The organism is Kitasatospora sp. A2-31 (assembly GCF_022288725.1).
GTDB lineage: Bacteria > Actinomycetota > Actinomycetes > Streptomycetales > Streptomycetaceae > Kitasatospora.
On the sequence record NZ_JAKNTA010000014.1, the window covers coordinates 1 to 12,110 of the forward strand.

The following is a 12,110-nucleotide window of genomic DNA, read 5'->3' on the forward strand; positions in this document are numbered from 1 at the left end:
GGCGTCGAACAGGGTGTCGGCGGGGCCGCGCTCGACGCACTTGCCGCCGTACATGACCAGGATGTCGTCGGCGAGCTCGGCGACCACCCCGAGGTCGTGGGTGATGATGATGACGGCCGAGCCGAACTCCTCCTGGAGGTCCCGGATGAGGTCCAGGATCTGCGCCTGGACGGTGACGTCCAGGGCGGTGGTGGGCTCGTCGGCGATCAGCAGCGAGGGGTCGTTGACCAGGGCCATGGCGATCATGGCGCGCTGGCGCATGCCGCCGGAGAACTGGTGCGGGTAGTCGTCCACCCGGCGGTCGGGCTGCGGGATGCCGACCCGGTCGAGCATCTCGACCGCGCGGGCCCGGGCCTGCTTCTTGCTCGCCTCGGGGTGGTGCACCCGGTAGGCCTCGACGATCTGCGCCCCGACCGTGTAGTAGGGGTGCATCGCGGTCAGCGGGTCCTGGAAGATCATCGCCATCGAGCGGCCGCGCAGCTGGCGGACCCGGTCGGGGCCGGCCGCGATCAGCTCCTCGCCGTCGAGGTGGATCTCGCCGCTGATCCGGGCCCGCTTGGAGCGGTGCAGGCCCATGATGCCGAGCGAGGTCACGGACTTGCCCGAGCCGGACTCGCCGACGATGCCGAGGGTCCGGCCCTTGTGCAGGTCGAAGCTGACCCCGTCGACCGAGCGGACCAGGCCGTCGTCGGTGTCGAAGTGGATCCGCAGGTCCCGGACGGAGAGGAACGGCGTCCCGGTCGGGGCCTGCGCCGCGCCGGCCGGGGCCTGCGCGGCGTCCGCCGGGGTCTTCTGGAGCTCGGTCACGACAGCCTCACCCGGGGGTCGACAGCGGCGTACAGGAGGTCAACCACGAGGTTGCAGAGGACGATGAAGAAGGCGGCGAGCAGCGTGACGCCAAGGATCTTCGGCAGGTCGTTGTCGGTGATCGCGGAGACCGCGAAGAAGCCGACGCCCTGGAGCGAGAAGACCTGCTCGGTGATCATCGCGCCACCGAGCAGCAGACCGAGGTCCATGCCGAAGATGGTGACGATCGGCGTGAGCGCGGAGCGCAGCCCGTGCTTGACGACGACCTTGCGCTCGATCAGGCCCTTGGCCCGGGCGGTGCGGATGTAGTCCTCGCTCATCGTCTCCAGCATTCCGGCCCGGGTGAGCCGGGCGTAGAGCGCGGAGTAGAGGAAGGCCAGCGAGATCCACGGGAGGATCAGGTTGCGGGCCCACATCAGCGGGTCGTCGGTGAAGTTGACGTACTGCAGGTTGTCCAGGATCGGCCACTCGTAGCTGAAGAGCGTGAGCAGCAGCGCGCCGGTGAAGAAGACCGGCAGCGAGACGCCGGCCAGCGCGACGCCCATGGAGAGCCGGTCGAAGATCGACTTCGGCTTGAGCGCGGAGATGACACCGGTGGTGACGCCGGAGAGCAGCCAGAGCACCGCCGCGCCGATGGCGAGCGAGATGGTGACCGGGACGCGCTTGGTCAGCTCCGGCCACACCTCCAGGTGGTTCTTGAACGAGTAGCCGAAGCACGGCACGTGGCAGGTGGCCGGTTCCGGGCCGAACTTGTACTCGGCGCCGCTGACCAGCGACTTCAGGAAGTGCCAGTACTGGGAGTACAGCGGCTGGTCGAACCCGAGGTTCTTCTTGACCGCCGCGATCGCGTCGGGCGAGGGGTTCTTCCCGATGTACTGCGCGGCCAGCTGGTCGGTCGTCTCACCGGCCAGGCGCGGGAGCAGGAAGAAGATCGCGAAGGTGACCGCGCTGACCACCAGCAGCAGCACCGCGGCCGCGAGGATCCTGCGGATGATGTAGGCAAACACAGTTGGGCGGCTCCGGCGGCCCGCCGCCGTCCGGGATCCTCCGGACGGCGGCGGGCGCCGCTGCCTTCACCTGCCTTCAGGGATTGCGGAGCCAGGCTCTTACTTGGTGGTGCCGATGTTCAGGTAGTCGTACTCACCCGAGAAGGCCGGCGTCGAAGCGAGGTTGGTGGCGCTGTCCGGGCGGTACAGGAAGACCTTGAAGTCCGTCAGCGGGACGTAGACGGCCTGCTCCATGACCTTCTTGTCGATCTGGGCGTAGATCTTCTCGCGGGCCGCGCGGTCGGGGTTGACCGCCGCCTCGTCGAGCAGCTTGTTGACCTCGGGGTCGTTCAGCTGGGCCAGGTTGCTGTTGCCGGAGGCCTTGATCGCACGGCCGTCGACGATCTGCTGCAGGAAGCCGTAGCCGGTCGGCCAGTCGGCACCCCACTGCATCATCATCAGACCGATGTTGTGGTCCTGGGTGAACTGCGGGGCACCGGCGCTGTCGGTGAGGTACTTGCCCTGCGGGAACTGCTGGATCTCGGCGGTGATGCCGACCTTCTTCAGCGCGGCCTGGATCGAGGTCGCGGCGGCGACCTCGGTGGCGCGCTCGGTGCGGGCGGTCAGGACGGTGTTGAAGCCGTCGGGCTTGCCGCAGGCCTTGAGGGCCTCCTTGGCCTTGGCCTCGTCGCCCTTGTTGTCCTTGCTCTCGTAGAGGTTGAAGTCCTGGTGGCCCGGGATGTCCGGCGGGAGCACCGTGTTGGCGATCGAGCCGCGGATCGGGCCGCCGAGCGCGGTCTGCACCGACACCTTGTCGATCGCGTACTGGACGGCCTTGCGGCAGTCGAGGTTGTCGAACGGCGCGACCTTGGTGTTGATCGCGGTGTAGACCAGGCGGCCGCCGTAGGCGTTGTCGGTCTTGGCCTTGAGCTTCGGGTCGCGCAGGATCTGCGCCTGGGTCTGCGGGTCGACGCCGGCGCCGACGAGGTCCACCTGGGCGTTGCCCGCCAGCAGGTCCTTGTCGACGGTGGCCTGGTCGATGTTCATCTTGAGCACGAGCTTGTCCGCGAGCTGCTTGCGGATCGGGTCGGTGCTCTTGTCCCAGTTGGTGTTCGGCACCAGGACGGCCTGCTTGCCGTCCTCGTAGCTCTCGAACTTGTAGGTGCCCGAGGAAACCACGTGCTTGACGTAGTCGGCGCCGGTGTCCTTGGCCTGCGGGACCGGCGCGGTCTGCGGGGCGCTCACCAGGTAGTCGAAGTCCGCGAAGGCGTGCTTCAGGTGGAAGACGACGGTCAGGTCGTCCGGCGTCTCGATCGACTTCAGGTCGCCGGTCTTGTCCTTGTACGGACCCTCGTACGGGGTCTCGTTGTCGACCAGCAGCTCCTTGAAGTACGTCGGGCCGTTGGAGTTCACGTCCGGCGCGAAGTTGGAGCGCTCCACGGCGTACTTGACGTCCTTGGAGGTGATCGGCGTGCCGTCGTCGTACTTCAGGCCCGCGCGCAGCTTGTACGTCCAGGACAGGCCGTCCGCGCTGGGCTTGCCCAGGGACTCGGCGAGGTCCGGGACCAGCTTGTTGCCCTCCTCGCCGGCGGCCGGCTGGAAGGTGGTCAGCGGACGGGCGTACAGGCGGGAGAAGTTGTAGATGTACGCGTAGTACGTGTTGCCGGGGTCGAGGGAGTCCGGCGTACCGCGCATCTCGAAGGTGACGGTGCCGCCCTTCTTGTCGGAGGCGTTGACGATGCCCTTGGTGGCCGCGTCGGCACCGGCACCGGCGCTGCTGCCGGACGCGGAGGAGGAGCTGTCGCCGCTCTTCGAGCTGGAGGAGCAGCCGGTGACGACCAGGACCGCGGCAGCGGCCGCGGCGGTCAGCGCGACGGTACGGGACCTACGCATGGGTGAGATCAACCCCTTGAGGAAGTGGAGACGAAACGAAGGGTCCTGACGTTGGGTCAGTTGCTCTTGGGATCGAGGGCGTCACGCAGCCCGTCGCCGAGCAGGTTGAAGGCGAGCACGGTGAGGAAGATCGCCAGACCGGGGACCACCATGTACTGCGGGTCCACCTGGTAGTACTTGATCGCGTCGTTGAGCATCCCGCCCCAGGAGGCCTGCGGGGCCTGGATGCCGACGCCGAGGAAGCTGAGCCCCGCCTCGAACAGGATGTTGGTCGGGATCAGCAGGGTCGAGTAGACCAGGATCGGACCGACCAGGTTCGGCAGCAGCTCCTTGAACAGGATGAACGGCCCGCGGGCGCCCAGGCTGCGGGCGGCGTAGACGAACTCGCGCTCGCGCAGCGAGAGGGTCTGGCCACGCACGATCCGGCCCATGTAGGGCCAGTTGAAGAAGCCGATCACGAAGATCAGCACCATGATGTGCAGCGGGAGGCCGTGCAGGCCGAACGCGCCGCCCTGGAGCGAGGCGGAGATCGCGATGGCGAAGAGCAGCAGCGGGAAGGCGAGGAACACGTCCATCACCCGGCTGATCAGGGTGTCCACCCAGCCGCCGTAGTAGCCGGCCATCACGCCGAGCACGGTGCCGATGGTGTTGGAGAGCAGGGTCGCACCGAAGGCGACCAGCAGGGAGACCCAGGAGCCCTCGATGATGCGGGAGAGCAGGTCGCGGCCCTGCAGCGGGTCGATGCCCAGCGGGTGGTCGGCGCTCATGCCGCCCCAGTCGCCCATCGGCAGGCCGCCGAGGTTGGCGTCCAGCAGGTCCTGGTTGAGCGCGTCGGGGTCCAGGCCGAAGACCGACTCGATCGGCTTGGCCAGCACGGCGAGCAGGATCAGCAGGATCACCACGACGCCGCCGGCGACGGCGGCCTTGTCCCGCTTGAAACGGGTCCAGGCGATCTGGCCGAGCGAGCGGCCCTCGATCTTCTTGGCCGGGCTGGCGGCGGCGTCTGCCTCCGGCTCGTTCCCGGCGGTCTTGGTGAGTGCGGTCATGGTCAGTTCGGTCCCCTCGCCGACGGTGGCCGGCCCACGGGTGCCGGTCGCCGGATCGGCGGTACGGCTGGTGCGGACGTGCGGAGGTACGGACATGCGGAGGTACGGGTGCGGTGGATCTCGGCGGTACGTCGTGCGGTCCTGCGTGCGCGTGTACTGCCGCCACGCGGGATGGGCATCGCGTGGATCAAGCTGTCCGCCTGCGCGTTCGCCTTTGTGAGGCGCCAACCACGCGCGGTGCGTTGTTGCAGAACTCTCTGCCATCCGAACTGGCTTGCGCCAGCCCTGCCAAGCGACAGATGCCCAACTGTGATCTGTCGACATGCACATCCCGAATCCCCGGCACATCCCCCTTCACACAGCTGTACCAGGCATGTCAATATGCCTGCCAGGACTTTCCCGGGAATCGTCCGGATATGCGCGAGGGCCGGCCTGACGTCACGTCAGACCGGCCCTGGCGATGGGTCTTGCGGATCAGCGCCCGGGGTAGCCGGGCCACGGCTGCTGCGGCGGCGGCTGGCCCTGCCAGCCCTGCGCGGGCGGCTGCGTCCCGTAGGCGTAGCCGGGCCCCGCCTGCGAGGGGTACGGCGGCGGGGGCACCGGCGGGTACGGCCCGGTCGCGGGCCGGCCGCCCGCCTCGCGGTCGTAGAACGGCCGCGCATTGGCGCGCATCCAGAGCGCCACCGGGTCGTACTCGTCCCCCATCGCCACCGTGGAGACGGCCAGCCCCTCCGGCGCGACCGCGATCGCCCGCTGCATCAGCGCCCGGACGGCCTCCACGGTCGGCGGCGAACTCTCGTACAGGTCCAGGCCGATGGCCAGGTACGGCTCCCCCACCGAGGGCTGCACCCAGGCCCGGCGGAGCGAGCGGACCGCCCGCACCTCGACCGCCTGGCGCTCCAGCAGCGCGAAGAACTGCTGCGCCGGCACCTGGGGCTCACTCAGCTTCAGCGGCCCGGCCGGCAGCCGGTCGAGTCCGGCCGCGATCCGCCGCAGGTCCGCCCAGGGCACCCCGACGCCGCCGCCGGGGGCGTGCGGATTCAGCCAGAGGCCCCAGCGGGTCCGGTAGAGGGAGGCGGCGATCTCGCGCCCGGAGATCACCTCGTGCGCCCGCGTCCAGCCGGAGGCCGCGAGCTGCTCGGGCGACGTGACCGCCGGCGCGTAGCCGTGGCCGCTGATCTCCATGTTCCCGTACTGAGCGTCCGGACTCCCCGGCGTCCCGTGCCAGAGCAGCATCCAGACCTGGCCGTCGGCCAGCGCCTGCAGCAGCGCCTCGTACGCCTCCCAGCGCTCCGGCGCGACCTCGCGCAGGGCGTGCTCCAGGGCCCTCGGATCCGCGCCGGGGCGCCCGGCGGGTGCCTGGCCCCAGGGCCCCGGTGCACCGCCCGCTACCGCTCCCGCACTCATGCGCCCACCTCGCTGCGCCTCTTCTTCCCTCGCCTGGCCGCCGGGCCCGGCGGAGTGTCTGCACGCACCCTATGGGGCGCCACCCACCACCGCCATGCCGACGTGCCTGCCTGACCCCTCCGACCCGCGCGCGGGCCGCCCGACCGCGGGCGGGGAGGGGTGCGTCACATCCGTGTGTAGAACGGCTGGACCCGGTTGAGCAACCACTCGACCACGGGGTCCTCCGCGAGGTCGAGCAGCACGAGGTGGACGCCACCGGGCAGCGGCGCGGTTCCCAGCGCCCGGCCCAGCGCCCCGTTCACCACGGCCGGGTCGGCCGGGGCCGCCGGGTCCAGCTGGACGCCGACGAACATCACGGTCGGCTCGCCCTCGACGCTGGCCAGCGCGCGCCGGGCGGTCAGCACGCCCGGCAGCGCCGAGAGCTCCGAGCGGCAGGCGGCCAGGAAGGCCTCCGGGTCCTCGCCGGGCACCGGCTCGCGCAGCGCCACCCGCCCGCCGGTCGGCGCGTCCGGCGCCTCCCAGCGGTCGTCCCGCGGCCCGCGCCGCAGCTCCGCCACGCCCTGCGGCGGCACCGGGATGCCGACCGCCGCCTCCGGGTTCACCGCGATGCCCACGCCCAGCGGCAACCCGCGGGCGAACTCCCAGACCGGCGCGATCGCGAACGCCATCCCCGGCGCCTGCTGCAGGAACACCTCCTGCGAGGAGAAGACCGGTACGTAGGGGTCGCCGGCGAGCTCGATGGTCGGCAGGTCCAGCGCCCGGCCCTGCGGGTCGGCCCCGGCCGGCAGCGGGACCCACACCTGGCTGCGGGCCAGCACCTCGATCACCCGCGGGGTCGCGCCCGGATCGCCGAGCGCGGCGGTGAGCACCTGCTCCAGCTCGTTGGCGGGCCATCCCCCGCCCGGCGGCGCCGACTCCGGGCCGCCCCACCCCTGCTGCTGCTCCACCGGGTACCCCATGCGCCCCTAGTACCGCCTCACTCGCTCGTCGACGCGTGCAGCCTAGCGGGCCGACCGGGGCCCCTCTCCCGCCCGGGCGCGGGACGTGCCATGATGTGCGCGGCTACGCGTTCCCGCGGAGGCCGATCCCAAACTCCATACCGGCCGCTCGAACCCGCGCGGGAGAGTCCGGAGTGCCCCCCGAGGGGCGGCACAGCCGGCGCCGAAGGAGCAAGTCCTCCCCGGAATCTCTCAGGCCCCCCTACCGCACGGGTTAGGCAGATCTGGAAAGCGGCGCACGGCCCTGTCGCGCGCCCACCCACGGTGCAAGCCGCCATGCTGTCCTGTTAGCTGGAAACAGCTGCGGGCCCGTGTTGCGGTGAAGCTCTCAGGTTCGACGACAGATGGGGAGACCCAGCCGCCGCATGCCCGCGCGCAGGTCAGGTCCCTCCCCGAGCGGGTCCGGTCCGGCGTGCGCACCCCTGAGTGCCCAGACCGAGGAGTTCCAGGCCATGTCGTCCCTCCGCCTCACCGCGCTCGACGCGCTGCACCGCCGTCTCGGCGCCACCATGACCGACTTCGCCGGCTGGGACATGCCGCTGCGCTACGGCAGCGAGCGCGAGGAGCACCTCGCCGTCCGCACCAAGGCCGGTCTCTTCGACCTCTCCCACATGGGCGAGATCACCGTCACCGGCCCGCAGGCCGGCGAGATGCTGGACCACGCGCTGGTCGGCTTCGTCTCCGCGCTCGGCGTGCTCCGCGCCCGCTACACCATGATCTGCGCCGAGGACGGCGGCATCCTGGACGACCTGATCGTCTACCGCCTGCGCGAGGACGCCTTCCTCGTCGTCGCCAACGCCTCCAACGCCCAGCTGGTGCTGGACGAGCTGATCGCCCGCGCCAAGGGCTACGACGCCGTCGTCACCGACGACCGCGACACCTACGCGCTGATCGCCGTCCAGGGCCCGGAGGCCACCGGCATCCTGGCCGCCACCACCGAGGCCGACCTGCCCGGCCTCAAGTACTACGCCATCCTCCCGGCCCAGGTCGCCGGCCGCGACGTGCTTCTGGCCCGCACCGGCTACACCGGCGAGGACGGCTTCGAGATCTTCTGCAACCCGGGCGACGCCGAGCAGATCTGGAACGCCCTGACCGAGGCCGGCGCCGACCGCGGCCTCGTCCCCTGCGGCCTGTCCTGCCGCGACACGCTGCGCCTGGAGGCCGGCATGCCGCTGTACGGGCACGAGCTCTCCACCGAGCTGACCCCGTTCGACGCCGGCCTCGGCCGGGTGGTCCGCTTCGACAAGACCACCAACGAGGGCGCGTTCGTCGGCCGGAAGGCGCTGGAGAGGGCCGCCGCCGAGGCCGAGGCCAACCCGCCGCGGGTCCTGGTCGGCCTGGTCTCCGAGGGCAAGCGGGTGCCGCGCGCCGAGTACACCGTGGTCTCCACCGAGGGCGAGCCGATCGGCCGGATCACCTCCGGCGCCCCCTCCCCCACCCTGGGCAAGCCGATCGCGATCGCGTACGTGGACGCGGCCCACGCCGCCCCCGGCACCACCGTCGCGGTGGACGTGCGCGGCAAGCACGAGCCGGTCCAGGTCGTGGCGCTGCCCTTCTACAAGCGCGCTCGCTGACCCCTCCCCCCTTCCCGAGGCGCGTCCGCCCGACGGGCCGCTTCGTCGTACCCGCTTCCCATCCTGGAGAATGACGCCATGAGCAACCCCCAGCACCTGCAGTACACCAAGGAGCACGAGTGGCTGACCGCCGCCGAGGACGGTGTCTCCACGGTCGGCATCACCGCGCACGCGGCCGACGCGCTCGGTGACATCGTCTACGTGCAGCTGCCCGAGGTCGGCGACACCGTGACCGCCGGTGAGACCTGTGGCGAGCTGGAGTCGACCAAGTCGGTCAGCGACCTGTACTCCCCGGTCACCGGTGAGGTCACCGAGGTCAACCAGGACGTCCTGGACGACAACTCGCTGGTCAACAGCGCCCCGTTCGAGGGCGGCTGGCTGTTCAAGGTCCGCGTCGAGGCCACCGACGAGCTGCTGAGCGCCGCCGAGTACGACGCGCTGACCAACCCGCAGGCCTGACCCCCCGCCGGGGCGGGCGCCGCACCGCGGCCGCCCCGGCGTCGGCCCGCCCTCCCGTACTCCCTCCTCCCGGGAAGACCACACCATGACGGTTCTCAACCAGTCCCTGCACGACCTCGACCCGGAGATCGCCGCCGCGGTCGACGCCGAGCTGCACCGCCAGCAGACCACCCTGGAAATGATCGCCTCCGAGAACTTCGCCCCGGTGGCGGTCATGGAGGCCCAGGGCTCGGTGCTGACCAACAAGTACGCCGAGGGCTACCCCGGCCGCCGCTACTACGGCGGCTGCGAGCACGTCGACGTCGTCGAGCAGATCGCGATCGACCGGATCAAGGCCCTGTTCGGCGCCGAGCACGCCAACGTCCAGCCGCACTCCGGCGCGCAGGCGAACGCCGCCGCCATGTTCGCCCTGATCCAGCCGGGCGACACCATCCTGGGCCTGAGCCTGGCCCACGGCGGTCACCTGACCCACGGCATGAAGATCAACTTCTCCGGCAAGCTCTACAACGTGGCCGCGTACCACGTGGACGAGAAGTCCGGCCAGGTCGACATGGCCGAGGTCGAGCGCCTCGCCAAGGAGCACCAGCCGAAGCTGATCATCGCCGGCTGGTCCGCCTACCCGCGCCAGCTGGACTTCGCCGAGTTCCGCCGCATCGCGGACGAGGTCGGCGCCCTGCTGATGGTCGACATGGCGCACTTCGCCGGCCTGGTCGCCGCGGGCCTGCACCCCAACCCGGTGCCGTTCGCGGACGTGGTCACCACGACCACCCACAAGACCCTGGGCGGCCCGCGCGGCGGCGTCATCCTCTCCAAGGCCGAGTGGGCCAAGAAGATCAACTCCGCGGTCTTCCCGGGCCAGCAGGGCGGTCCGCTGGAGCACGTGATCGCCGGCAAGGCGGTCGCCTTCAAGGTCGCCGCCTCGGAGGAGTTCAAGGAGCGCCAGCAGCGCACCCTGGACGGCGCCCGCATCCTCGCCGAGCGCCTGCTCCAGGCGGACGTCGCCGAGGCCGGCGCCTCGGTGCTCTCCGGCGGCACCGACGTGCACCTGGTCCTGGTCGACCTGCGCAACAGCCAGCTCGACGGCCAGCAGGCCGAGGACCGCCTGCACGAGGTCGGCATCACGGTCAACCGCAACGCCATCCCGAACGACCCGCGGCCGCCGATGGTCACCTCCGGCCTGCGGATCGGCACCCCGGCGCTCGCCACCCGCGGCTTCCAGGCCGAGGACTTCCGCGAGGTCGCCGACATCATCGCCGAGGCCCTGAAGCCGGCCTTCGACGAGACCGTCGCCGCCGCGCTGAAGGCCCGGGTCACCGCCCTCGCCGAGAAGTACCCGCTGTACCCCAACCTCTGACCCGACCGTTCGGGCCCGGGTGACCGGCCTCACCCCGCCGCGAAACCCGCAGTTTCCGGGGCACCGCGCACACTGGACAGTGCGCGCGGTGCCCCGTCCCGTGTCGGCCCCCGCCCGCCAGCCCCCGCCTGCCTGTCCTTCCACGAGACCAGACAAGGACGTCCTCCGTGGCCATCAGCGTCTTCGACCTCTTCTCCATCGGCATCGGCCCGTCGAGCTCCCACACCGTCGGCCCGATGCGCGCCGCCCGGATGTTCGCCCGCCGCCTGAAGTCGGAGGGCCTGCTGACGGACGTGTCGGGCGTGCGTGCCGAGCTGTTCGGCTCGCTCGGCGCCACCGGGCACGGCCACGGCACCCCCAAGGCGGTGCTGCTGGGCCTGGAGAACAACTCCCCCCGCACCGTCGACGTCGACCAGGCCGACCGGGACGTCGAGCGGATCACCGCCGAGAAGCGGATCCACCTGCTCGGCAGCCACGCCATCGACTTCGACCCGGACACCCAGCTGGTCCTGCACCGGCGCCGTTCCCTCCCGTACCACGCCAACGGCATGACCCTGTGGGCCTTCGCCGCCGACGGCTCCACCCTGCTGGAGAAGACCTACTACTCGGTCGGCGGCGGCTTCGTGGTCGACGAGGACGCCATCGGCGCGGAGCGGGTCAAGCCCGACGACACCGTGCTCCGCTACCCCTTCCGCACCGGCGAGGAGCTGCTGCGCCTCACCCGGGAGACCGGTCTGTCCATCTCCGGCCTGATGCTGGAGAACGAGAAGGCCTGGCGGACCGAGGAGGAGATCCGGGCCGGCCTGCTGGAGATCTGGCGCGTGATGCAGGAGTGCGTCCGGGCCGGCATGTCCCGCGAGGGCATCCTTCCCGGCGGCCTCAAGGTCCGCCGCCGGGCCGCCGCGGCCGCCCGCGCACTGCGCGCCGAGGGCATCGGTCCGGCCAACGCGATGGAGTGGGTGACCCTCTACGCGATGGCGGTGAACGAGGAGAACGCCTCCGGCCGCCGGGTGGTCACCGCGCCGACCAACGGCGCGGCCGGGATCATCCCCGCGGTTCTGCACTACTACCTGAACTTCATCCCGGGCGCCGACGAGGACGGCATCGTCCGCTTCCTCCTCTCGGCCGGTGCGATCGGCATGCTCTTCAAGGAGAACGCCTCCATCTCCGGCGCCGAGGTCGGCTGCCAGGGCGAGGTGGGCTCCGCCTGCTCGATGGCGGCCGGCGGCCTCGCCGAGGTCCTCGGCGGCAGCCCCGAGCAGGTCGAGAACGCCGCCGAGATCGGCATCGAGCACAACCTCGGCCTCACCTGCGACCCGGTCGGCGGCCTGGTCCAGATCCCCTGCATCGAGCGCAACGGCATGGCGTCCGTGAAGGCCGTCACCGCGGCCCGGATGGCGCTGCGCGGCGACGGCCGGCACCACGTCTCCCTCGACAAGGCGATCAAGACCATGAAGGAGACCGGCGCGGACATGAAGATCAAGTACAAGGAGACCTCGCGCGGCGGCCTCGCCGTGAACGTCATCGAGTGCTGACGCCGGCGGCCTTACCCGGCCCCGCACCCGTACTCCCCGGCCCGGGCCCCC

10 protein-coding genes and 1 riboswitch are annotated in these 12,110 nt (G+C 71.1%); of the genes, 4 read left to right on the plus strand and 6 right to left on the minus strand.

Translation table 11 applies throughout. From position 1 onward, the window contains the following. From MCM47_RS30740 to MCM47_RS30765, 6 genes are all read right to left on the minus strand, one after another. The coding region (locus tag MCM47_RS30740) for an ABC transporter ATP-binding protein (RefSeq protein ID WP_238865113.1) at nt 1–807 on the minus strand (807 nt) is incomplete at its 3' end. Then, nucleotides 804–1,814, minus strand: coding sequence for an ABC transporter permease (locus MCM47_RS30745; protein WP_238865115.1), 1,011 nt, complete (start codon nt 1,812–1,814; stop codon nt 804–806). The genes MCM47_RS30745 and MCM47_RS30740, both read right to left, overlap by 4 nt. Nucleotides 1,815–1,913: 99 nt before the next feature. After that, a complete protein-coding gene (locus MCM47_RS30750) occupies nt 1,914–3,686 on the minus strand; it encodes an ABC transporter substrate-binding protein (protein ID WP_238865117.1) in 1,773 nt (590 codons plus the stop codon). A 56-nt stretch (nt 3,687–3,742) separates the two neighbouring features. Beyond that, complete coding sequence (locus MCM47_RS30755; protein ID WP_238865386.1) at nt 3,743–4,732, minus strand: ABC transporter permease; 990 nt, start codon at nt 4,730–4,732, stop codon at nt 3,743–3,745. Nucleotides 4,733–5,206: 474 nt separating this feature from the next. Continuing rightward, entirely contained in the window at nt 5,207–6,139 is a 933-nt protein-coding gene (locus MCM47_RS30760; protein ID WP_238865119.1) for an enhanced serine sensitivity protein SseB C-terminal domain-containing protein, read from the minus strand. A 164-nt stretch (nt 6,140–6,303) separates the two neighbouring features. Beyond that, the gene (locus MCM47_RS30765) at nt 6,304–7,098 is read right to left on the minus strand and encodes an enhanced serine sensitivity protein SseB (protein ID WP_238865121.1); all 795 of its coding nucleotides are present in this window, start codon (nt 7,096–7,098) and stop codon (nt 6,304–6,306) included. A gap of 149 nt (nt 7,099–7,247) precedes the next feature. After that, nucleotides 7,248–7,355: riboswitch (glycine riboswitch) on the plus strand. Nucleotides 7,356–7,589: 234 nt separating this feature from the next. Between MCM47_RS30765 and gcvT the strand changes: the two genes are divergently transcribed. The 4 genes from gcvT (at nt 7,590) to MCM47_RS30785 (ending at nt 12,059) form a co-directional block, all read left to right on the plus strand. Beyond that, complete coding sequence (gcvT, locus tag MCM47_RS30770; RefSeq protein ID WP_238865123.1) at nt 7,590–8,711, plus strand: glycine cleavage system aminomethyltransferase GcvT; 1,122 nt, start codon at nt 7,590–7,592, stop codon at nt 8,709–8,711. A gap of 78 nt (nt 8,712–8,789) precedes the next feature. Then, nucleotides 8,790–9,170, plus strand: a complete 381-nt coding sequence (gene gcvH / locus MCM47_RS30775; RefSeq protein WP_238865125.1) for a glycine cleavage system protein GcvH — start codon at nt 8,790–8,792, stop codon at nt 9,168–9,170. 85 nt (nt 9,171–9,255) lie between these two features. Beyond that, complete coding sequence (glyA, locus tag MCM47_RS30780; RefSeq protein ID WP_238865127.1) at nt 9,256–10,524, plus strand: serine hydroxymethyltransferase; 1,269 nt, start codon at nt 9,256–9,258, stop codon at nt 10,522–10,524. Between the two features lie 167 nt (nt 10,525–10,691). After that, nucleotides 10,692–12,059 (plus strand): L-serine ammonia-lyase, encoded by a 1,368-nt coding sequence (locus MCM47_RS30785; RefSeq protein WP_238865129.1) that lies wholly within the window; start codon nt 10,692–10,694, stop codon nt 12,057–12,059. The last annotated feature ends 51 nt before the right edge of the window (nt 12,060–12,110 follow it).